General features: G+C 66.8%; 18 protein-coding genes. All 18 read right to left on the reverse strand.

The window, feature by feature from the left end:
• Window positions 1–2: 2 nt before the first annotated feature.
• A complete protein-coding gene (locus BTHE68_RS36185) occupies window positions 3–2111 on the reverse strand; it encodes a phage tail protein (protein ID WP_162071114.1) in 2109 nt (702 codons plus the stop codon).
• A complete protein-coding gene (locus tag BTHE68_RS36190; protein WP_162071115.1) occupies window positions 2108–4009 on the reverse strand; it encodes a putative baseplate assembly protein in 1902 nt (633 codons plus the stop codon). Before BTHE68_RS36190 ends, BTHE68_RS36185 begins: the two co-directional genes overlap by 4 nt.
• Window positions 4006–9189, reverse strand: coding sequence for a baseplate J/gp47 family protein (locus tag BTHE68_RS36195; RefSeq protein ID WP_162071116.1), 5184 nt, complete (start codon window positions 9187–9189; stop codon window positions 4006–4008). Before BTHE68_RS36195 ends, BTHE68_RS36190 begins: the two co-directional genes overlap by 4 nt.
• Window positions 9186–9596 (reverse strand): GPW/gp25 family protein, encoded by a 411-nt coding sequence (locus tag BTHE68_RS36200; protein WP_162071117.1) that lies wholly within the window; start codon window positions 9594–9596, stop codon window positions 9186–9188. The genes BTHE68_RS36195 and BTHE68_RS36200 overlap by 4 nt, the downstream gene beginning before the upstream one ends.
• A gap of 12 nt (window positions 9597–9608) precedes the next feature.
• The gene (locus tag BTHE68_RS36205) at window positions 9609–9905 is read right to left on the reverse strand and encodes a PAAR domain-containing protein (protein ID WP_162071118.1); all 297 of its coding nucleotides are present in this window, start codon (window positions 9903–9905) and stop codon (window positions 9609–9611) included.
• A 14-nt stretch (window positions 9906–9919) separates the two neighbouring features.
• Entirely contained in the window at window positions 9920–10561 is a 642-nt protein-coding gene (locus BTHE68_RS36210) for a phage baseplate assembly protein V (protein ID WP_162071119.1), read from the reverse strand.
• Window positions 10558–11670 carry a phage late control D family protein gene (locus BTHE68_RS36215; protein ID WP_162071120.1) on the reverse strand — a complete coding sequence of 371 codons (1113 nt, stop codon included), beginning with the start codon at window positions 11668–11670 and terminating at the stop codon, window positions 10558–10560. The genes BTHE68_RS36210 and BTHE68_RS36215 overlap by 4 nt, the downstream gene beginning before the upstream one ends.
• Window positions 11648–12346, reverse strand: coding sequence for a CIS tube protein (locus BTHE68_RS36220; RefSeq protein WP_162071121.1), 699 nt, complete (start codon window positions 12344–12346; stop codon window positions 11648–11650). The genes BTHE68_RS36215 and BTHE68_RS36220 overlap by 23 nt, the downstream gene beginning before the upstream one ends.
• 5 nt (window positions 12347–12351) lie before the next feature.
• Complete coding sequence (locus tag BTHE68_RS36225) at window positions 12352–13317, reverse strand: hypothetical protein (protein ID WP_162071122.1); 966 nt, start codon at window positions 13315–13317, stop codon at window positions 12352–12354.
• On the reverse strand, window positions 13314–13739 hold the full coding sequence (locus BTHE68_RS36230; protein ID WP_162071123.1) for a phage tail protein: 426 nt from the start codon (window positions 13737–13739) through the stop codon (window positions 13314–13316). Before BTHE68_RS36230 ends, BTHE68_RS36225 begins: the two co-directional genes overlap by 4 nt.
• Window positions 13740–13751: 12 nt before the next feature.
• Entirely contained in the window at window positions 13752–13931 is a 180-nt protein-coding gene (locus BTHE68_RS36235; RefSeq protein WP_162071124.1) for a DUF6760 family protein, read from the reverse strand.
• A complete protein-coding gene (locus BTHE68_RS36240) occupies window positions 13928–14320 on the reverse strand; it encodes a hypothetical protein (protein ID WP_162071125.1) in 393 nt (130 codons plus the stop codon). The genes BTHE68_RS36235 and BTHE68_RS36240 overlap by 4 nt, the downstream gene beginning before the upstream one ends.
• A gap of 13 nt (window positions 14321–14333) precedes the next feature.
• Window positions 14334–14783, reverse strand: a complete 450-nt coding sequence (locus BTHE68_RS36245; RefSeq protein ID WP_162071126.1) for a phage tail protein — start codon at window positions 14781–14783, stop codon at window positions 14334–14336.
• Window positions 14784–14792: 9 nt separating this feature from the next.
• Window positions 14793–16373 carry a phage tail sheath family protein gene (locus tag BTHE68_RS36250; RefSeq protein ID WP_162071127.1) on the reverse strand — a complete coding sequence of 527 codons (1581 nt, stop codon included), beginning with the start codon at window positions 16371–16373 and terminating at the stop codon, window positions 14793–14795.
• Between the two features lie 67 nt (window positions 16374–16440).
• Window positions 16441–17784: a hypothetical protein gene (locus BTHE68_RS37115; RefSeq protein WP_162070995.1), complete on the reverse strand. Its 1344-nt coding sequence runs from the start codon at window positions 17782–17784 to the stop codon at window positions 16441–16443.
• Between the two features lie 25 nt (window positions 17785–17809).
• Entirely contained in the window at window positions 17810–18487 is a 678-nt protein-coding gene (locus tag BTHE68_RS36260) for a hypothetical protein (RefSeq protein ID WP_162071128.1), read from the reverse strand.
• Window positions 18480–19070: a Pvc16 family protein gene (locus BTHE68_RS36265; protein ID WP_162071129.1), complete on the reverse strand. Its 591-nt coding sequence runs from the start codon at window positions 19068–19070 to the stop codon at window positions 18480–18482. The genes BTHE68_RS36260 and BTHE68_RS36265 overlap by 8 nt, the downstream gene beginning before the upstream one ends.
• Window positions 19067–21598, reverse strand: coding sequence for an ATP-binding protein (locus BTHE68_RS36270; RefSeq protein ID WP_162071130.1), 2532 nt, complete (start codon window positions 21596–21598; stop codon window positions 19067–19069). The genes BTHE68_RS36265 and BTHE68_RS36270 overlap by 4 nt, the downstream gene beginning before the upstream one ends.
• Window positions 21599–21773: the final 175 nt, after the last annotated feature.

Here is a 21773-nt window from a genome sequence, read left to right on the forward strand (position 1 = left end):
TTTCAGTAGAGCGAAGTGTCCGAGCCGGCGCCGTGGCCCGGCAGGCGCGTCACGCCCGTCACCGCGTCGTCGCCCAGATGCGGCTCGGGCGGGTCGTCGAGCACGAAGTCGTCGAGCAACGGGACATCAGGCGCGGATACGCCGAGCCAGCGCAGCCTGACGCGGACGTTCGCGGGCACCATGTCGCCGAGCAAGGCCGCGAGCCACGGCTCCCAATCCGCCTGCTCGTGCGCATTCGCCTTCATGTCGATGCGCACGCAGCCGGCGAAACGGCGGCTCGCGTCGGACTGGATCTCGCCGGCGGGCGGCAGGCGCGCATGCCCGAGCACTGCCTTCGCGCCGAGTTCCGTCGCCGATGTCGGAAGGCCCCCGAGCACGGCGGGAAGCCGGCCGCCTTCGCAATGCCCGCTCGCCAGCTTCGCCATGCCGAAGTCGGTGGTGAAATCGACCACGCGAAAGCGCCGCCGCATGTCGTCCGGCATCAGGCAGTCGAGCAGCGCCTCGAGGCCGCTGCGCGTGCCGCGCGCGGCCGTGATCGTTTCAGCGCGAGCCAACAGCGCGCGTTTCTGCGCGGGCGCGAGCGCATCGTCCCAAGGAAGACCGAGCCAGCGGGCGACGAAGTCCAGCCACGCGCCGGGCGCGGTGTCCGGACTCATGTGGGCCGCCATCCGGCCGATGCGTGCGTCGAGCGATTGCGTGCTCGACTCCAGCACGCCGACCAGCGAGCGCAGAAATCCGCCGCCGCCGTCCGCGTCGCCGCGCCGGTAGACCGCGGGGAGTTCGTCCATCAACGTGGCGCCCTGATAGCGCACCACCAGTTCGGAAAGCGAAGGGGTTTCACCGCTCGCCGGCGCGGCCAGTGCGACGCTCACCCACAGCCATTGTTCGCGCACGTCGAACAGCGGCGCGGAAAGCGGCACGGACTTTTCGGCGCGCGGTGTCTCATCGCCGTGATACGTCATGCTGCGCCACGGGCCGAGCAGATCGTGCAGCGCGTTTTGCCGGCGTGCGCGCGTGAGCGAGGCGTCGTTCGCAATGCGGCGCGCCTGTGCGAGCCGTTCCGGATCGTCCGTGGCCGTCCAGGCGATTTCGAGCGACGCGCCGGCAGGCAGATGCACGCTCACATCGACGCGCAGCCAGCGCGCGTACCGGTCCTGCGACGCAGAGGTCAGCGGCGGCGTCAACAGTTCGGCGCGCACCTCGGAGGAAGTGTCCGCATCCGGACCTCCCGCCTCAAAGCAGAGCAATCCGCGCGCATCCGTGATGCAGAGGTGGAGACGATCGCCGGCGATAGCGCCTGGCCTATCCTCCACGATGAGATCCCTGATCAGCTCACCCGCGGCGTCGAGCACGAGCGCGTGATGGCGGCCGCCGGCCGGCTCGCCGTCGCTGCCGGCGACGAACAGCCGCGCGCATGCATCGCTGGCGAGCGCCGCCGCATTGAAACAAGGACGCAGCTCGGCAATCGGCATCCTGAAAACCGGCGCGCCGCCCGTAATTGGATACCAGAGGAGCGCGGGATGCGCCGCCCGCGTCAGGATGACGATCCGCCCGGCGCGCGCGAGATACGCCAATTGCATCGCGTCACTCGCACCTTGCAGACTCACGCGCGACACGACGCGGCCCGCACGGTCAACATGCGCGATCCCGGCCGCGCCGTCGCGCACGAGCAGCGCGAACACCCCCTCGCGGGCATCGCTTGCGATATCGGCGATTTCCGCATCCTCGATCGGCGCGACGACGCGCCACGCCAGGGTGTCGAGGTCGAACGCCGCGATCGATCCCGCCTCATTGTTTGCGGCCCATACCGTATCCGCGCCGGCAACGAGACGCTCCGCACGCGCGATTTCGACCGGTGCGGCCGTCTCGGTGGGCGTGGTGTCCGCATAGGCGAGCCGATGGAGACGGCCTGCGTCGTCCCGCCACAGCAGATCGCCCGCGCGCGTGACGGCGGGAGCATGACCGCCCGCGGACGTCCGGCGCACGGCCACGCTCCCGTACGGCGCGAGCGGTTGCAGCCCCGCGTCCGACATATCCGCGCCAGTCTCGATGCAGGCGCGGAATTGCGCCGGCGTCGCGAAGCGATAGCCGTCGAGCGCGGGCCGGTTCATTGTCGACCTCCTGCCGCGCGCACGGCTTCGATCGAACTCAGCGAAAAATCGATGCGCGGCAGGCCGTGGCGCGCGACCTTGACCTCATCGACAACTGCACCGCCGACGGTCACGAGCCGCAAGGCCTGCACGCGCCGCACTTCGGGCAGGGTCTGAAGCCACGCGACGACATCGCGTCGCGTCAGAGGCAGGCCGAACGGCCGCTCGGGCGCGACCGGGGTATCGCCGACAAGGCTGCCGCGCTCGCGCAGCGCGGCCTCGACCGCACGGACGACGGCGGCGGGATCGCGCTCGGGCGCCGCTTCGATCCGGCACACGACACCGAATTGCGCATAACGCGGCGCGACGACGGCGAGCCGTGCGCCCAGTGGAATGCGCGGCGCGAGCCGCCGCCTCACAGCTTCCAGCCAGCGCGGGGTCTCCGGAATCGCGGCCGGTTCGACACCGCCCGTGCGTGTCTGCATGGCAACCAGCGTGAGCGCATCCGTGGACGCCGGAATGAGCCATGCCCGCCCGACGCCGAGTCCGGGCAATGCGCACGTGGCTCGTTCGATGTCGTCGGCGCTCACGAGCGGATGCGCGTTCTGTGCGCTTCGGCGCGCCGCGAGCTGGTCGTCGCGCGGGCCGGACCGCGCGGCGCCGCCAGCGACCGCATCGGGATTGACACCGATCGCGCCAATAAAGCCCGGCGCGATCCATCGGCGGTTGCGCGCCACGTTGCCGAGTTCGCCGTCGTTCACCCGATACGAAGCGAACACCTGCGCGCCCGCCGGAAGCAGCCGGCCATTCACGCCATTGCCGATACTCACGCGTCCGGTCACCGGATCGAGCGAGAAGACGCGATCCTCCGGCCCGTGATCCGCGAGACGCATGACCTGCCGCCACGCCGGGAAAGCGCCCACATCGGCAACCTCCAGCACGACCGGCGCTTCACCCGGCTCGAAAGCCAGCCCGGCACGCTCTAAATCGAAGTACTCGCACGGTATGCCCTGCGCGATGTGCAACTCGCGCCCGATTACGCGCCCCTGTTCGACAGGCACGACACCTGGCTCGATGTGCAAAATCGCCGGCGCGCGCTCGAAGCCGCGTGGGGCGCGAAACTCCAGCGCCAGCGGCTGCGTGTCGCGCGCGATGCCGGATACATCCAGCAGCACCGCGCCGGTGTGCAGAAAGCCGCCCGTCGTGTCTTCGACAACCCGCAGCGAGCGGCGCGCATCGCGCGTAACCAGCGTCGCCTCGATGGCCGCGGCGTGCGCATCGTGATCACGCGGCGCGTCCGGCGCGCCATCGATTCGCACGCCGATCGCAAGGCACGCGTCGTCGAGCGGTTCGGGCGGCAGCAAGGGCGTGCCGCCGAGCGGTTCGAAGTTCATCCGCAACACGTCGTGCGGTCCGGCGGAGAGCCCGAACGGCATGAATGCGAGCCGTCCTCGCGCATTCGCGACGGTTTGATCGATCACCTCGCACCTCGCGAGATGCGATTTCAGCGAGGCGATACGCAAGGGCGCCAGCACGATCGCATGCGTCGGCGAGAACGCGGGCGCCGGCATATCGAGCACGTGCACGAGTGCGTCGCGTCCGATCAGTCGCGGATAGCGCAACGCAGCCTGGGCTTCGGCGTCGCCATGATCCGGCCAGATCAGCCCGCGCGCCGCACGCGGACCATGCGGCGCGAGACCCATGAGCGCCGCGAAGTTCTCGCGCTCGTCGCGACGATCGCAGCCGAGCGCGTACAACTGCGCCTCGGCCACCCACGCGAGCAGCTCCAGCAGCGTGATGCCCGGGTCGTGTGCGTTGTAGTCCGTCCAGTCCGGCGCGAGCGCGGGCAGCCGCGAGCGCGCCAGATCCATGAAGTCGGCGAAGCGGCGATCGAAAAGGTTGGGAGCTAGCCGGTTCATTCGACGGCCTCCACGATGTCGAAAGCGATGCGCACGCCATCGTCGGCGAGCAGCGCCAGTTCGTCGGGCGCGAGCTGCGCGGGCCATGGCGCTTCGCCGCCTCCTTCGATGACCTCGCTGAGTGCGATCGTGACGATGCCTTGCAGGTCGGGGGCGTCGAGCAGCATGCCGGCGATATCGTCCTCGCCGGGACGCACGCCGAGCGGCCAGCGGCATGCGCCGTCCACGGCCGGATCGAAGCGCTTGCGCAGAGCGTCCTTGACCCACGTTGCGATGCTGCCAGCGACATCGAGCGTTCCGGCGCGCAGCGCAAGTCGCACGCGCAGGCGGCGCGGCACCGGCGCTTCTATGCTCAGCGCATTCGGGGCGCCGAGCCAAGCGGGCGCGACCTCGAGCAGCGCGCGCCTGAGTTCACGCACGCGCGCCCGCGCCGGCACGAAAGCGACGCCGCGCATCACGACGACGAGCCGCACGTGCCCGTGTTCGATGAGACAGAGCGCCTGCGCGATGTCGGGAAACCATTCGAGCGCGAGATCCTGAAAATCTCGCGCGGTCAGCGCCCGCCCCCGATGTCTCAGCCGCGCCGCGCCAAAGCGCAACACGCGGGTGACGTCCTCGGGCGCGACGCCGCCTGCGGCCTGATCGGCGGCGATGGCAAATTCGACGTTCTCGACCGGCGTAACGAGGTTGAGCGGCGCACCGGCGGCAACCTGATTGGCGGGCACCACGCCGCCCACCGCCGGCTCCGTGCGCCGATAGGCGAACGCGACGATCACGCCTTCGCCGATTGGTGGAATCATGCCGTGCAGCCCATCGCCGAAGATGATCGTGCCGGTGTCTTCATCGAGCGCGTAGACGCGGGCATGCGCGTCCCGGTCGGCGGGATCGGCTACCTGCGTCCACAACACCCAGTCCCCCGGAAGGTCCGGCACGTCGCGCAGGACCCGCAGAGCGCCGCCGCGCAGCAATGCATCGCGCTCTTCCTCGCCGAGCGGCTCGCGCACGCGCAATTCGAGCGTGTCGTGCAGCAGTGGCGGACGCGCCAAGCGCAGCGTGAGATTCGGCGCGCCGTCGGACGATCCGATCAGTTCGCGCGTCAGCGTCTCGGCCGCCTGCGCCCACGCGGCGTTCAGGTATGCGCCGCGCAGTGAAGGCCGCCAGCCGTCCCCGGCGATGGCGGGCGTCAGGCGGACCCACGACAGGCTGTGGCCGAACAGGTCGATGGGCGTCGGCGTGACGTCGAAGGCCATCGAGACGATGCCCGATTCACTCAGCGCACGCGTCTCGTCCAGTGCGATCAGCGGCGTCACGCGCCCAGCCGCGAACGTGTCGAAGCCGAGCGGCGCGAACGCCTCGTGTGGTCGCTCATCCTCCACGCGCATCAGGATGTTGACGGGCTCGCCGGCGAGCTTCGAACTCACGCCGAGGAACAAGGCGCGGCGGTTGGCGCGCGCATCAGCCCGAAGCATTGTTTGCGCTGCGTCCCCGTCGCTCCCGATATCGTTCGCGCAAGCGTCGCCGGATGGGCTGGCCGGACCGGCGAGCTGCCGCAGCGTATAGACGAGCGGCGTAAAGATGTCGACGGCTGCATCTTGCGACCGGTTCGCACCGCTTTGATCTCGCAGGCCGCCGCTGTCCTGCGTCAGCAGGTAGGACGGCAGCACCGCTCGCGTCACCTCGTAAGTCACGCTTACATCGAGGGCGAACGGCGCGCGCACCCCCTCGGTCGTGCGCTGCACGATCTGCACGGTGCCGTTCCCGTCGGGCGCGGGCCGCGTCAGCACGGCCACCGTCTCCTCGCCGAAGTCGCCGCCCACGAGTCGCGCGCGAATCCAGTGATTGATTCTGCCCGACCACACGAGCGGCGCGAGATCGTCGGGGATGACGAACCTGACCACGCCCGGGTTGCGAAGGTTGTGCGTGGCGTCGCCATCGTCGCCGAGCGGAAGCCGCCACCAGCCGGTGCCGTTCCAGTATTCCCACGACAGCGCCGGGTTCGACGAAGTATCGCTGAGCACGCGCGTCCACTCCGACAGCGTGGCGTCGACGACGAACGGCACGTTTGCGTCGTTCGGGCGCGTCTCCCACGGCGCGTCGAGCGCGATCCAGCGCGGGCGTGGCGGCTGCGCCGCGTCGGCCGCTAACGCGCTTACCGTCTGGCGCGTCGGCGCGAGGCCCGGAAAGTAGAACGCACCGCGCGTAAGCGCCGCGAGCGGCCAGTCTGCATTGTCCGCGTCGAAGTGCAGCGCCGGATGCAGGCTTGCGGCGATCGGCTCGGCGCGCCAGTAGGCCAGTTCCGCGCCAGCGGTCGGGATCGGCAGGTTCTCCTTCATCACGGCCACACGACCCTTGAAGGAGTCGACCTCGAACACAGCGGGCGTCGTACTGTTCGACCCACCGTCTGTGATGTGCAACCATGCGGGCGTTTCAAGCGAATCGTTGTCGCGGGTATCCAGCCGCAGCTTGCGTGTGCTTTTGCCTACGACCTTGCCGGTGAAGGCCTGCTTCGACTCGGTTCCGACGAGCAGCAGCGTTTCGCCGACAGCGTCAGCAGGAAACGCTTTGTCCAGCAGAAAGAAGCCCTTGCCGGCACTGGCTCCGCGTCCTTCCGCAGCAACGTCGTCGACGACTTTGGACGACTCGGTGCCATGCGCAGGCTTCCTCGCGATCGTGTCGCCCACCTTGAGCCTTGGCGCGGGCAGCGTCACGGCGAGCGCCGAACTGAATTCCTGGAGTTTCGCCGACCGCGTCACGAGCTTACCGGTGAAGCGGGCCGCGAGCACTTCGGCCTCTTTCGCGCCAGGCGTCAACAAGCTGTCACCCGCCACGACCGCGCGGCCCGACGGCATGCCCGCCGCCGCATCGCAGGCCGACACGAACACGAGTTTCTCGAGATCCGGATCGACCGGACGCCAAGTCAACATCGCCGCCGCCTTCGAGTTGCTCGATGAGCGGATCACGCCGCGCACGATGAGTTGATCGTTCACCAGCGCTCCGTCGAGCGAGCAGCCGGACAGATCGAAGTTCGCCGGCAGAGGCGCGGTCGTCTCACTACGGTCCGGCGAACGCGCCAGCAGACTCGAACCATCATGCCCGGCGGCGACGGCCCACAGCTTCCCGTCCTCGCGCTCGATCGCGAACGGCGCGACATCGTTGCTGACCGAATCGAGCAGCTTGTCGAGCGTGCCGTTCGCATCGACGGAATACAGGGAAAACGTGCCCGCTTCGGCCGCGATGACGAGGGCGCGCCCGCTGAGTTTGCCGGGGACCTCGTGCCGGACCGGCACGAGCACGCTCAGGTCCAGCTTGCGTTTGTCGAGCACGAGCGGCGTCCATCCAGCGTTCTGGGCAAGCGGAGATTTGTGCAGGATGCCTTCGCGCAGCACAACGATCTCGACCCCTTGCGAACGGTCCAGCGGGTTCGTGTCAGCAAGCGCCGCGAGGCCGGAGATCGACGACTCTGGAGCGCTTCCACCGGGCGGCGCCCCGAGCACGGTCCAGTTGCGCGTGGGCGTCGCGCTCCGGATCGGGCGGTCAGCGAGCATGCCCGGCTGCGTCTCGTTCCAGACGAACACCTGGTCCCTCACGGCCATCGCCACGTGCAGCACGCCAGCTGCAGCCCACAGGACAGGGGCGAAGCTTTTCGCCGGTTCGCCGACGCGCTGCGCCGGCGCAGGCGGCGCGACGGGCTCATGCAGCGGGACGACGCTCGGCCGGTCCGCACTAGCGTCGACATCGGCCGCGAAGAGATGCAGCGCGGCCGCCTTGTCCACGCCGGCCAGCACAGTGCCTATTGCCGTCACCTCGGTCGCGCCGAGCGCGACGAAGTTCGCATCGGCGAGATCGAACTTCACGTATGCCACGCCGCGCTTCTTCGAGAACGCCTCCGCGCATCCGACATACAGCGTGTCAAAGATGCGAGGCGTCCGGCCGAGCGGATAGAAGCCGCGCGGCGTGTCGGGCGTCGAATTGACCATCACCTCGACCTGCGGCTTCCCGCCGGGCGCATCGGCGGATGGCGGCTTTCCAGTGGCGGCCTCCTGCACCGTGGCGTTGATGCGCAAGGCGATGCCGCTGGTCGTCAGCGATGGCCGACCGCCGTCGAGATGAGCTACGCGCGCGCGAATCCAGCGTGCCTGTGCCGCGCCCACCTGACGCGAGACGACTTCTCCCGCGGGCTTGAGCAGCACGAGCGCGTCGTTACGCTGCGTCGCGGCGGGCTTCAGTGCGCGCCAGTCGGGCTTCGCGGCGGCGTCTGCGCTGCCGCTCGCACCTTCGTCAATGGCTGCTTCCGAGGTCGTCGCCGGCGTCTCGCTCTCCGGCCTCGCCTTGCTCCAGATTTCCCAACTCACGCCCGCTCCGAGCGTTTGCGCGCCCACCACGTCGATGACCGCGGCGGCGTCGATATTCAGCAGATCGGCGTGGCCGAGATAGAGCAGGTGCGCTTGCTCGTTGCGCGCCTGATCGAACGGAGCGAACGCGTCGACTCGCGCGACGGGTGTTCGTTCGGCAAGGCCACCGCCCGGCGGCAGCGGCGGATCGATAGACGCGAGATCGTCCTTTGCCGCCGTGATGCGGTACTGCGCGCCGCCGATCGCGATGATCGTCCCCGCTTCGAGGCCGGTGGCCGACGGATTGAGCTGGAGCGTCGCAGAGCCAGGTCCGGCGAAGCTTTTCAGATGCCAGCGATCCGGCGACGGCGCGCGAGGCTGCGGATCGATCAGACTCGGCGGGGACACGTAGAACGCATCGGCCGACGGATCGACCGCGATGATCGTTTCGATGCCGCCCGGTAGGATGCACACATCCGCCTGCGTCTCGAAAATAACCGTCGCGTCCTGAACGTCCGTCTGCATGCGCACCGGCGGCGGCGCCTTCACCGGTTCGAGCGCGGTCTCCGCGAGCCTGAAGACGACCGGCGCGCGCGCGGGCCGCGCGGCGCCGCCGCGCACGCCGAGCCAGTCCAGAAAGGCGCGAAAGAGCTTGTCGCCGCCGCGGTCGAGCCGCTCGGCGACTTCGGCGTTCAGGCGCGCCGCCACTTCGAGCAGCGCGCGCCCGAAATCGCCCTCGTCGTCTGCGAAGCCCCACGCGGGCAGCCACGCGCGCGCGCGCGCGAACAGCTCCTGCCGGAAATCATCGAAACGGCGCGGTTCAAGTCCGGGCGGCTTGCTCGCGTTCATGGCCGTCCTCCCTCGCGCAAGTAGAACGGAAACACGAGGTTTCCGATCTGATTGGTCTTGCGCACGCGATATTCGAGTTCGATCAGCAGGCAGCCATCGACATCCGGATTTTCCTCAATGGCGACGCTCAGCACTTCGACGCGCGCCTCGCAACGAACCAGCGTTTCCTCGATGACCGAGCGGATGCGCTGCAGTGCCGTGCTGTCGATGGACGCGAACACCAACTCGTGGATGCCGCAACCGAAATTCCTGCGCATGACGCGCTCCCCCGGCGCCGTCTCCAGAATGATCAGGATCGACTGGCGGATGTCTTCCTCGTATTCCGCGCTCGCGACGAGCCCGGTGCGCGGATCGAGCCGCACCGGCATAGCCCAGCCGCGTCCGAGAAAGTTCTTCCGCTCGTTCATGATGTCGCGCCTCTATCCGATCATCACAGTCGGTTCGCCCTGCGCGATCGGGTTCGACATGCCCGCCTCGACGATCACGTCGCCCTGGCGCGCGGCCGGCGCGCCGCCGATCGTCACGGTCGCGCTGCCGATCATGACGACGCCGCCCACGTGCGGTTTCAGGCCGTCGATGAGCGGGCACCGCATCGTGTCCACGAGAGCACGCCACGCGGGGCGGCCGCCGATCAGCACCGTCGGGCAGCCGGGGCCCGCCATCAGCGGAAAGCCGTGGCCTGTCAGATCCATTAGGCGTGCAGCGGGCTGTCCCATGGCCTTGTCTCCGGTCAGTTGATCTTTACCTGCTGGCCGCTCACGCTGAGCAAGGCGCTCGCGGAAAGGTCCAGTGTGCTCGACGCCTCGATCTTCACGCTGCGCGCCTGGATCTTCAGATCGCCGATCGCCTTGAGCGTCATCGCGCCGCTGTCGCTGTCGATGCTCACCTCGTTGCCGTGCTCGTCCTGCATGCGGATGCCGCTATCGTCGATCACCACCTTGCGGCCCTTCTCGTGCGTGAGTTCGACCACGCCACGCTCGCCGTCATCGAACAACAGGTAGTGCCGCTTGCGCGACACCCAGCGTCGCTGATCGTTGCGGCCATCGGTGTTAGCGCCGGGCGGCTTGTCGTCGCCGTTCCACAACACGCCGAGGACGTAGGGCAGCGTGAGGTCTCCGCGCTCGAAAGCGACGAGCACTTCGTCGCCGACCTCGGGTATCACCATGAACCCGCGACCCTTGCCCGCCATCGGCATAGCGAGCCGCGCCCAGTCGCTCTCGCGAGGCTTCTCGTGCCACGGAAAACGGACCTTCACGCGGCACAGCCCGTTCGGGTCCTTGTTTTGCGTGACGACGGCAATCGCCACGCCCTTTACATAGCCACCCGCCTCGACTTCGGTTTCGCGCGGCGCGGTATCGGCGAGCAAGCTCATAGTCCGGTCTCCTTGACTTTGAAACGTGTGCGGTAGCCGCCCGCGTCGATCTTGTGCGTCGTCTGCTGGATGTAGTACGACTTAGAAAACGGCGCGCCGAGGTTATCGAGCGTCACGTTGCGATCGGGCCGCAGTTCGGGCAGACCGATGGCTTCGGCCTCGCCGGTGAGGAATTGCTTGGCGCGCTCGTTAAGCACCGCGCGCGCGCGCTTTTCGGCCTCGCCCTGCGTCGTGACGGCCTGTCGCAGTCGCAGCACGGGTTGCTTGTCCGGGTCCTTCACGAACCTCTTCAGGACCTGGGCGGCGCTCTCGTCGTTGGCTTTCTTCCCGGACTCGTCGCCGGCGGTCGCAACGCCCACGACCTGTGCCTTGCGTTTCAGATCCCAGCCATACACTTCGACGCGTGTAATCTGCCCGGCGAGGTTCGCCTCTGGCTTGAACGACAGCAGACCCTCGCCCCATGCGAGACGCACGACGGGCGGCGCGTTGTCGTTGGGTTTGTGGAAGTGCAGCGTGCGGCGTTCGTCAACGAACAACTCGAAGTGATTTCGATCCGCGAGCTTCTTCAGAAATTCGAAATCGCTTTCTTGGTTCTGCTCGATCTGCTCCAGCCGCTCCAGCGTCGATTCGATCTTCGCGCCGAGATTGTGGAAACTGGCGATCTGATGCGCCGCGTCACTTTCGAGCGCCTTGCTCCACGCCCGAGAGCTCTTTCCGACCGTCAGCGGGAAGGCGTGGTCGTAGCCCGCGATCGACAGTTCGGGCGCGCCCGCCTCGGGGAAGCTCGTCGTGATCTCGGTGATCACGCCGCTCACGACCAGCGGCACGGTGCGCGCGTCGCCATAGCCCATGCAGATTTCGACCTGCGCCCCGAACCTGAGCAGGTCGAGCACGCGAGCGCCGCGGCCCGTCAGAAAAGTGCGTGTCTCGATGTCATAGGCCTGCGGCACGCTGAAATTGAAGCGCGCCGCCGCGCCGAGCGACAGGTCCACTTCCACCTGGCCGATGGCCAGCAGCAAGTCGCGCACGAGATCGTTGCGTCCCATGCGAACCGAGAAGGCCGGCGCTCGAAAATTGGCGTAGCGCTCAGAGAGCGTCGACAGTTCCATCTGGATTCTCGATGGGCGGCAGTTCCAGCCAGTCGCCCGGTGCGATGTCACGCGGATCGTTGAGGTCGTTCGCCCGGGCGATGCGCACCCATTCGTTCGCGTCGCCATACTCGCGCGCGGCGAGCGCCCACAGGCTGTCGCGGCCGACGACGACGCGCCGCCTCGTCTTGTCCGCCGATTCCCGGCGCGGGTCCTCCAACTGTTCACGCAGCGTCCGATATTCCTTGAAGCTGACCGAGAGCGTCGCGCGGGCGGGCGTGCCGTCGGGATGAAACTTGGTGACCTTGCGACCGAGTTTTTCGATGACGGCGACGAACTCCATCGGCCCCCAGTTGAACCGCACGGGCGGCGGCGCATGCAGGCTCCGGTCGATTTCGAGCAGCTTCGTCAGATCGCGCAGGCGCTTCATGACCGGGTCCGATTCCTTCTGCCGCATCGAAGTCGGGCCTTGCGGATCGGTGTAATCGTCGAGGAAAAGCTCCATGCTGAGCTGGTCGCACTCGCCGTTGACGAACTGCAAGAGCGGCGCACCCAGACCGGGAATCGGCGTGGCCTTGTAGGAGTTGCTGCGCTCGAAGCTGTACTCGGCCGGATTGAACAGCACGGTAATGACCTTGTTGCGGCTCACGCCTTCGAGCGCCGTGATCGTCGCCTTCTGCAGATGGTTCTGGCTCATGACGGTCAGTGCCCCCTTCTTTCGCGCTCGATCCGAATACGCCGTTCGACCCGGCGGATAACGTCCTCCGCGATGCGTTCCGCGTAGGCGGAATTCAGCGCCGCGCCACCCGCGGCAGCAGTCGCGGCCGTCGCGGCCGTGATAACCCTGTCCGCCTGTACGCTGCCCGTCCTTTGCGCTGCGTCCACCGTGAGCGCATCGCGCGGCTCGGGCAGTTCGCGCGCGCCGATGTCGTGCGTCTCCAGCAGCTTCGGCTTGCGCCAAATGAGTTCGGACGCACGCGCCGTAGCACGCGTCTGCGATCCGCCCGCCGCATTCGTCGTTATCGCCCGCGGTCGCCTCACGATTCGCTTCGGATTGCCGATCGATCCGCCTGCCGGCCAGCGCAGTGACGGAGATGGAGCAGCCCCCCGCGGATGTGCCATTAGGCCTCGTTCCATCGCCGCGACGCGGATGTCGCCCGACGCAGCATTCGCCCTGCGCGCGTCGGCCAGGCGAATCGGCACATTGCGCTGTGATTCCGCGGCGGCGTCGCAGTGTGGCCGCAGTGCCGCGACACGGGCGACGGACGGCCCGATCCTCGGACGAGCCCCACCGGCCGCGCTCCGTTCACCTGGTATGGGGGATGCGAGACACCAGCGGTTGCGAATCGATACGGCGGCCTGCGTGAGGTCACGGCTTGAACCAACCGGCGCGGCTCGCGTCCGTGGTTGCATCGGCCGCCCCGGGCGCGCTGTTGCGCATCGCGCGTGCGCGCTCTCCGCGCGGTGGATGATCGTCCAACACATGTGCAGCGCCACGACCGATCCCGCATCATGCGTGCGCGCAACCGTCCGCGCGAACGGCTTTGCGGCACGCGCGAGAGGCCGGGCTAGTCGCCGCCAGCGCTTCCACGCCCGGCCGCGCGCAGGCGGCGCGCCGAGACGACGCGCGAGAAAGCGGCTGGCAGCGAGGGCGGCGGTCATTTTCATGTCGCTTTCCTCAGTCCGTGATGCGCGATTTCCAGGCTTTCCATCAACACCTGCGAGTTCGCTCCATCCAGATCGGACGACGACCACTTCACGGGAATGGCGTAATCGAGTTGCCATGCCCAGGCCTTCTCGCCGGCCTCGTCCTGTAGCCGGATGCGGATCGTCTTGCGCGTGACGTTGCCGTCGGCGGCCGCTTGCGCCCAGTTCCAGAGATCGTCGAGCGCGAGTCCCCGCTCCAGCACCACCGATGAATAAGTTACCTGCGAGACGAGTTTGTGCTCGTAGTCGTTGACGCCGCCCTCGCGGAAAGACTCGTGCTTCACTTCGCGCTGCATGCCCTTCACGCGCACGAACCCGCCGGAGGTAATGCCTTCGATCTCGACGAGGAAGCGAAAACCGCGCAGCGGGTCCAGCCGGGCCATGATCTGCCTCCTTCACACGTCGAAAGGGTTGGGCTGCGCGCCGTCGAGCGCCCGGTTGATGCGCGAGATCTCGCGGCACCAGCGGCGCCTTTCCCGATGTTCAAGACTCACGAGATCGGCATGGCTCCAGTGAAAGTGATGCGCGATGAAGGCCATCTCCTCGTAGAGCCAGTTCACGGGATAGGCCCTCATGCCTCCCCCAGCGCGGTGATCCTCCGCAAGGCGCCACCGCCTGCGAAGGCGCGTGAGGGGCTGGCCTCGGGCTCGGCATCGTCGGCGGCGTTGATACGGTCGTAGAGCCGCTGCAGATAGGCGAGATCGGATGCATACAAACCTTCGACGACGCCCGGATGAATGTCTTGCAGCGACCCCAGCCGGACGATCACCCGCGCCAGCACGATCACCACGAGATACGCCTCGTTCTGCTGCACGCGCGGGTCGCGCAGCGGCAGGATTTCATCGGCTGCGGTTGCGAGCCGCATGACGCCCCGTCGATGCAGCACGCCGTCCGCATCCACGTAACCCTTGGGAAGTTCGAAGTCGATTTCGGTCTGAAACGCGGGATGCGCGCTCGTGCTCATGATGTTCTCCGCCTCACTTCACCCGTTCGATGCCTTCGTTGGCCAGTTCCAGCAATTCGATCATTACTTCGTTTCCCTTACCGTTGAGATCGCTCGGATCGTACTTGATCGGCCAGGCGTCGGTAATCACGAAACGCGCACCCGCGCTCTCGTCGCCTGCCTCGTCCTGCACGACGATCACCACTTTCTTGCGCTTGTCCTTGATCTGCCCGGCCGACACGTCGCTGTGCCATTTGAAGAGTTCGAGTCCGCTCGCGCCGACGGTCATGCCCGCTTTCAGCGTGATGCTGCCGTATTTAGTGAGGCCGGAGAGCTTGCGCACATGCGGCGGGTCCGTGCCCTCGCGATAATCGACTGCGTCGATGGTCGTCTCGGCGATGGCGACTTCACTGAAACCCGCCTGCGTGATGTTGTCGATCTCGAGCCGGTAGCGGAAATTGCGTAGTGGATCGATGCGTGCCATGGCGCGCTCCTATCGTTGAGATTCCGCGGTGTTCTGGAAGATGCGGAAGATCACGAATTCCGCAGGACGGACCGGCGCGATGCCGATCTCGCAGATCAGCCGGCCGTTCAGGATGTCGTCCTGCGACATCACCGTTTCATTGCAGTTGATGAAAAACGCCTGTTCCTCCGTGCGTCCGAACAGGGCGCCGAGCCGCCATTGCGAGCGCAAGAACAGGCGGATCGTGTCGGTGACGCGTGCCCACAGGCGCGAATCGTTCGGCTCGAAGACCACCCATTGCGTGCCTTCGTAGATCGAGCGCTCCAGGAAAATGAACAGGCGCCGCACGCTCACGTATTTCCAGAGCGAGTTCGACGTGAGCGTCCGCGCGCCCCACACGCGTATGCCGCGGCCTGGAAAGCGCCGGATCACGTTGACGCCGCGCGGATTGAGCGTGTCCTGGGTCGCGTCGTTGATGTCGTATTCGAGATCGAGCGCGCCGCGCACGGTTTCGTTGGCGGGCGCCTTGAACACGCCCCGCTCGGTGTCGGTCCGCGCATAGACGCCGATCGAATGACCGCCTGGCGGCACCAGCTTGCGTGCGCCCGTGACTGGGTCGGAGATCACGATCCACGGATAGTAGAACGCCACGTAGCTCGAATCCGTGTTCATCCCGGTGCGCGGGTCGAGTGCGCCGGGATTGTTCTGCCCCTTGGGGCTGTCGACGACCGCGAAGCGAAAGCGCAGCAGCTCGCAATGATCGATGATCTTCCCCGCAATGTCCTTGTCCACGTTCGGCGCATAGACGAGCGCTACATCTCTAAACGGATCCAGCTCAAGCGCCGACAAACCCTGAGCCTGCAGGCGCGCCTCCGCGGGCAACCCTACGTAATCGTCGCTGCCTAGCCCGTTGGCGTCGTCCGCGCCACCGTCGGTGAGCACCTGGCTGCCGTTTTCGGGGCGCGTGTTTGCGGGCGCCCCGGCATTGCGTACGAGCATGCCGAGCGCCGAGCTGTCAGGCCCCTGGTTCACGTCGCCCTTGTCGAAATCGATGAACGGCAAGCGCTTGCCGAAATAATCCGGCGAACTCTCGTTGAGCACGAGGTCGTCGAAGTCCTCGGTATAGGCCGGCTGCGGTGTCTTCCGGCGTCCTTCTTCGGTGAACGGATCGAAGGGTTGCTGTCCGTCGACCCAATAGGCGAGCCGCAGCCTGAATCCGACCGGCTGGTTGTCCTTGTTCTTCGTCGTGCTGTCCTGGATCGTCGCCCATACGCGCCGGCCCCAGCTTCCCGGCCCCGCCGCGCGCACGAGGAAATCGCCGAAGGCCGCCTGCGCCGGCGAGGCCGCCTGCCCGACGAGCCGGCAGATATACACGCGCGCGCCGCCGTTTTCGAAGAAGCCGCTGACGGCATAGGGCAGAAACTTGTCGGGCGCATAGACGCCGCCGAACCAGCGCTGATATTCCTTGAAGCTGGTCACGAGGCGCGGCGTGATGGAACCGCGCTCCGCCTCACCGAGAAACGCGGCGGTGCTGGTCGGAACGCCTTCAATCGGCCGGGGCCCGCGTTCGATCTCTTCGATATAGACGCCGGGATGCAGATATTCGGACATAAGGGTTCTCCGGGTTCACTGGGGCGTTCGGTCACGGCACGGCGTGCATATCATCGGCGAGGCGCTTTCAGCGCGGCGGCGCCGGATCGTTCGTGCCGTGCTTCGCGCAGTCGCAAGGCGGATCGGTGGGCGCGGGCTTCTGACAGTCGCCTGTCGACGGAGGCGGTGGCGTGGTCGGCTTATCGCGGTACTGGTTGCAATCGACCGGGATCTCGAGACCGAAGAGGAAGTCGGCGGCCAGCGACGCCTTCCTCTTCGTGATGTCGGTTTGTGCCTTGGTGATCTGGGCAGTGATCGCAGCCAGATCGGCCTCCGCCTCGACTTGCGCCTGCTTTGCCGGCTTGTAGTAGCCCGTCACGAGGCAGCACAGAATCTCGAGGAGTCGGTCGGGATGCACGAGGTATGGATAGGGTCCAGGCGGCATACCGATCAGTTCGAGGCGCACCGGAAGACGCCCCATATCGGGACCGCAGGCCTGGTCAGGCGAACGCGCGTCGCCATTGCAGATATCGATGAACTTTCTGTCTATCTGCGTGTGGACGCTCCCGTCCGCTTCTCGCGGGCCGATCATCATATGGAGGGGCACGATGCTTCCGAGCAGTTCGTACAGGTTCTTGGCCACATTGCTGTTTTTGCTTCCATTGTCGAACTCGGTCAGCCACTTGTTGATTTCGGTCAGCGCCCCGCTGATCTTCTCGATGAGTTTCTCCCAGGCGACGATGATGGCCTCGATCCGCGTGAATCTCTGGCTCTTCATGTACAGGTCGCGCGCCCTCCAGTTGCCCAGGTCGCGAAGCGAGAACACCTCGCCGGGCAGCTTGCCGGTGCCATCGAGCTTGTCTTCGAGGTCGCGAATGTCGTAGAGCAAGGGACAAAGCCGGCATTCGATCAGGCAGTGCCAGCACGACAACTGGCACGCCAGCGTGTTGCATGCCTTGACGATCAGGACATCGTTATGGGTCCAGCTGTCGAGAAACTGGTTGTACATATCCACCGTGTATTTCTGTTGCGCATTGATCGCCCCCTTCTGCCTTTCCGCCAGTTCGTTTGCGAAATTCTTCGCCTTGTCCGCTGCCGTGAGGATCTTGGTCTGTTCCTCGATAAGCCTGTCGAAACAGTCAGGACTCGCGGGCGGCTTCTCAGGACAGCAGCAGTCGGTGCAGCGCTGCGGCGGGTCGGGGAGTTTGGGCACACCTGTGGACGTGGGAGTGGTGGGCTTCGGTTCACAAGGTGTCGGCGCGGGCATTGGTGCGGGCGCTGGATCACAAGGCGTCGGCGCGGGCGTCGGATCACAAGGCGTCGGTGCGGGCTGCTGTCCGCACGGCGGCTGCGTCGCGGGCGGCTGCTGCGAGGTGTTGCAGGGATTAGCCGCAGGCACCTGTCCCTGGTACTGATTCGGCTCTTGATTCATGGCGACAGCCTCCTGAATGGCGGACTCAGGGCGCAAGCTCGTCCCAGGCAAATGGTGGCAACGCGTCCGCGACGCGGCCTTGCCAAAGCGGGAATTCTCTGGAAGTGCGAACCGTGCCGTCGCGCGCCACGCACAGCCGTACCCGCAAAGCGCCGTCTTTGGCCCTTTCCGGCGTCTCCGCCGGTCTAAGACGAAGGATCGCGGCGAAATCCCCGCCGTCGTCACTGTGCGAGCGCAAGCCGGGATCTCTCCATAGCGGATCGGCGGCATCGCCGCCATGCTCGATCGGCTCCAGCCATTGCAGGCCGACGGCGGCCCTTCCAATCGGCGTGCGCTCGCCCGCATAGCTTTCGATCAGCACGCCGCGCATCGCCGTGACACCCGCGACGAACGGATAGCCGGAGCGGGGCGCGAGTTCGATGCGCCTCCTGCGCGCGGGCGGTACGGGTGCGGGCACGGTGACGCTCTCGTAAGGCGTGCCCCGTGTGATCACGACAATCTCACCCGGCTGCGCTTTGCCCTCGTCGAGAAACACATGCAGGCCGCTGCGATTGACCACGGGCCTGCGCGACAGACCGGTCGCCGAAACGCCGATTCCTTCCGTCACCGGCACCAGCGTGACGGCGTCCACAATCTCCACCGCGAACAGCACGCGGCGCACATAACCTTGCTCGGCGGGAACGCGGATTGCGGAGTCAGACATCGCCCGCCTCCGCATCGACATAACCGGCCACCAGGGCGTCCTGTAGCACACAGGCGGCCGTTTCTTCCGGCATCGGCGGGTCGACCCATACGGGCGTCGCGAGATACGCTACCGAGGTCCGGTAGTTGACCTGTGGAAAAAGCGCCCAGACGCGGCTCATGTCCTCCAGCGACAGCGCATCGAGCGACACGTGCACGGTTTCATTGCCGACTTCCGGGCCAGTGAGATCGGGATCGAGATTCAGCTCGCGCATCGCGAAACCGAGCGAGCGCAGCAGGATCTCCTCGGTCGCGTCGGCGCGCGTATTTCCGATCGATACGAGATAGCGGAGATCGAGCGGGAGCGAGTTCCTGAACACGATGACGGGTGGCGGTGGCTCATTGGAAATCACGTGATGCTCGTGGTTGCGCAGATTCGCGCTCGGCGCAACGCGGTAAAGGAAAAGGATGAGCGACGCGGTTTTGGCCTTGGCGTCGTCGAGCGGTCCCACGAACACCCGGCCTTTGACCTGCGATTGCTCCAGCGCGCGTTCGAGCCGCAGGCGCAGCGCCACCGTGACCTGGTAGATCGCATCGGCGCTCATGCCGCGCTCCGCTCACATGTGAAAGGAATGTCGACGAGCGGCATGCCGTGCTTCGCGAGTTCGGCACGAGCCGCATGCGCGATATGCGCAGTACCGATGCGCGCGCCCGCCGATGCAGCCAGAAACGCCGCCCTGAGCGTGATTTGTCGGATATGGCCGCCCGTCAGTTCGATCGAGCGTCCGAGCTGACGGAAAGCGGCGTCATCGAGCGTGTGCGAGCCGTCCGGCAGACAGCGCCGCCAGATCTGAATACGCGCGCCCAGGTCGGGCCGCGGAAACTCGACGACGAAGCGCAGTCTGCGCAGAAACGCCGCATCGACGTTTTCGCCCAGGTTGGTCGTGAGCATGGCGAGGCCCGCGAACGCTTCCATCCGTTGCAGCAGATAAGCGACCTCGATGTTCGCGTAGCGGTCGTGCGCGTCGCGCACTTCGCCGCGCTTGCCGAACAGCGCATCGGCCTCGTCGATGAGAAGCGCCGCGCCCGAGCGTTGCGCGTCGGTGAACACGCGATCAAGATGCTTCTCGGTATCGCCGATGTATTTGCTGACTACTCGTGACAGATCGATGCGTAGCAGATGAACGCCGAGTTCCCGCGCGATGCCGAGCGCCGCCATCGTCTTGCCGGTGCCGCTCGGCCCGTGAAAGAGCGCACCGACCCCACGCCCGTATGGAAGCCGGGCGCCGAAGTTCCAGTCGTCGAGCACTTGCCCGGCAAAGCGCACGCTGTCGACGATTTCGACGAGCTGATCGCGGGCCGCGACGGGCAGCACGACATCGTCGAGCCTGAAAAACGGCTCGATCCGTTCAAACAGATTGGAGTTGCCGCGCGTCGATGCCATCTTGCACGCCGCGGCGAAACGCTCCCGCGCCGCGTCATCCTGCCCGTCATTACGTCCGCGCACGCGCGCAAGCCGGCCCGCTTCGGCGAAGCCTTCGATGTCGAGCGGATAACGCGCGGCGAAACGGGCTGCCTCCTGCGCGTCGAGCGCCACCCCGGCGTCGCGCGCGGCGGCCGCGATCGCGCGCTGATGATCGTCCGGCTGCAACGGTTCGGCGTCGATCAGTGTATGCGACATATCGGCCACGAGCCGCGCCATGCGCACGCCGTCCGGGCAGAAGATCACGGCGGCGGCGCCTGCTCCATACAGCGTCTCGAACAGCGTGCGCAGCGTATCCTCTTCTTGCGGCGTTTCTTCTCCGGGCGCGACATCGATCGCGATGATGCGCGTGGTGAGCCTTGCCATGCGCGCGATCCGAAGCGCGGATTCTTCGACCTCGACCAGATCGAGCCCCGCGAGCCGCTGCGTTTCGACGCGCGCCAGCCGCACGCCTGCTGACGCCGCACCGCATTCGATCAGCGCGCGCCACGACGGCGACGCGTCCGGCAGCAAAACCCAGTGAGGCGCGGCGGCATCGCGCAGGCGCGCGACGAGCGACATCGCGTACTCGCGCGGTGGCCCGTCGAGCAACGCGGCACCCGGCCACGCGGCAACGCGCATTACGCGGCGCACGCGTGCATCGTCATCGAGTGCGTCCGGCTCGCCGAACAGCCATGCAACAAGCGGTGGATCGACGCGCACGGGTTCGTCGGCCGCGAGCACGCCACGGCAGGCGCTCTCGAAAATGCGCCAGCGCGTGAGCGAGTGCGATGCCGCCAGCCGCGTGCGTATGCGCGCCGGGACGCCGAGCAGCGACGCGAGCAGAACGATCGTGCCTGCGCGGCGGCTCATGTCATCGAGCAGGAAGCCGAAACAACGCTGACAGTGCAAGTCCAACTCGGGCGCGAAGGCGAGCGTCAGCAGCCGCGCTTCGGGCAGATCGAGGTCCAGCCGGCGGCAGAGCATCGCGAACGGCTCGGTGTCGGCGTCGGCCCGCGCGAGGGCGTCGATGAAGCACTCATCGGCATTTGCGAGTTCAGACGGTGGATCGTCTTCGCTCCGCTCCCCGGCGCGGTCGAGCAGCCGCAGCAGCGTTTGCGCCGTGACCGACAGCCCCGCGATATCGCCCTGCCCGCCGGGGCTGCGCAGGATCGCGTCGCGCAGCGCCGCATACACCCAGTTCAGCGACGCGTCGAAGAGCGGATGTGGATCGGCGTGCGCGGCGGCGACGAAGTCCGCATGATCCGACAGCGCCATGGCAGGAAGCACGATGCACGACATGCGCGCATCACCGCCTGGACCCGCGCGGAGCACGAGCCCGAGCAAAGCGGACAACAGGGTATCAAGCGAGGGATTGCGCCACGAAAAGCGCACGAAGTCATCGACGATATCGACGCACAGCACGACCAGATCCGCATGCGCGGCGAGCCATTGCTCGGCCAGTTGCGCCGTCTGTCCCGCGTATCCGACGACGATCACCGCGCACTGCGGTTCCGCGGGCAATTCGCCAAGCCGAGTGTTGGCCTTCGCGACTGTGAAGATGGAGTCGTCGATCAAGTGCATGTCGCTGCGCGCGGCGATGCGCGCCCTGACACCCTCGGCCTTCGTGTCGGGAGAGGCGGCCACCAGCAGCACGTTGATCGGAGACATGCAAGCCCCGCGCGTCGGGTTGATTGACGTCATTTGTCGCATGCATGCCGCGCTCCGGCGATGACCCGCGGGAGTCCAATCAAGATCCAATCGAAAGCTCGATGAGCGATGGATCAAGAAGTGCATGTCCGATGGATCGCGCGCCTATCTTTCATCGATCCAGTGGCAGATGCAG

The organism is Burkholderia sp. THE68, from assembly GCF_009938265.1.
Lineage (GTDB): Bacteria > Pseudomonadota > Gammaproteobacteria > Burkholderiales > Burkholderiaceae > Caballeronia.

Excerpts from the sequence above, each read along its gene's own strand:
- BTHE68_RS36235 (WP_162071124.1), bottom strand. The coding sequence starts at position 13,931 with ATGAGGGCCTATCCCGTGAACTGGCTCTACGAGGAGATGGCCTTCATC.
- BTHE68_RS36195 (WP_162071116.1), bottom strand. The coding sequence starts at position 9,189 with ATGAACGCGAGCAAGCCGCCCGGACTTGAACCGCGCCGTTTCGATGAT.
- BTHE68_RS36215 (WP_162071120.1), bottom strand. The coding sequence starts at position 11,670 with ATGGAACTGTCGACGCTCTCTGAGCGCTACGCCAATTTTCGAGCGCCG.
- BTHE68_RS36205 (WP_162071118.1), bottom strand. The coding sequence starts at position 9,905 with ATGGGACAGCCCGCTGCACGCCTAATGGATCTGACAGGCCACGGCTTT.
- BTHE68_RS36220 (WP_162071121.1), bottom strand. The coding sequence starts at position 12,346 with ATGAGCCAGAACCATCTGCAGAAGGCGACGATCACGGCGCTCGAAGGC.
- BTHE68_RS36210 (WP_162071119.1), bottom strand. The coding sequence starts at position 10,561 with ATGAGCTTGCTCGCCGATACCGCGCCGCGCGAAACCGAAGTCGAGGCG.
- BTHE68_RS36225 (WP_162071122.1), bottom strand. The coding sequence starts at position 13,317 with ATGAAAATGACCGCCGCCCTCGCTGCCAGCCGCTTTCTCGCGCGTCGT.
- BTHE68_RS36260 (WP_162071128.1), bottom strand. The coding sequence starts at position 18,487 with ATGTCTGACTCCGCAATCCGCGTTCCCGCCGAGCAAGGTTATGTGCGC.
- BTHE68_RS36190 (WP_162071115.1), bottom strand. The coding sequence starts at position 4,009 with ATGAACCGGCTAGCTCCCAACCTTTTCGATCGCCGCTTCGCCGACTTC.
- BTHE68_RS36240 (WP_162071125.1), bottom strand. The coding sequence starts at position 14,320 with ATGAGCACGAGCGCGCATCCCGCGTTTCAGACCGAAATCGACTTCGAA.
- BTHE68_RS36185 (WP_162071114.1), bottom strand. The coding sequence starts at position 2,111 with ATGAACCGGCCCGCGCTCGACGGCTATCGCTTCGCGACGCCGGCGCAA.
- BTHE68_RS36245 (WP_162071126.1), bottom strand. The coding sequence starts at position 14,783 with ATGGCACGCATCGATCCACTACGCAATTTCCGCTACCGGCTCGAGATC.
- BTHE68_RS36270 (WP_162071130.1), bottom strand. The coding sequence starts at position 21,598 with ATGTCTCCGATCAACGTGCTGCTGGTGGCCGCCTCTCCCGACACGAAG.
- BTHE68_RS36265 (WP_162071129.1), bottom strand. The coding sequence starts at position 19,070 with ATGAGCGCCGATGCGATCTACCAGGTCACGGTGGCGCTGCGCCTGCGG.
- BTHE68_RS36230 (WP_162071123.1), bottom strand. The coding sequence starts at position 13,739 with ATGGCCCGGCTGGACCCGCTGCGCGGTTTTCGCTTCCTCGTCGAGATC.
- BTHE68_RS37115 (WP_162070995.1), bottom strand. The coding sequence starts at position 17,784 with ATGAATCAAGAGCCGAATCAGTACCAGGGACAGGTGCCTGCGGCTAAT.
- BTHE68_RS36250 (WP_162071127.1), bottom strand. The coding sequence starts at position 16,373 with ATGTCCGAATATCTGCATCCCGGCGTCTATATCGAAGAGATCGAACGC.
- BTHE68_RS36200 (WP_162071117.1), bottom strand. The coding sequence starts at position 9,596 with ATGAACGAGCGGAAGAACTTTCTCGGACGCGGCTGGGCTATGCCGGTG.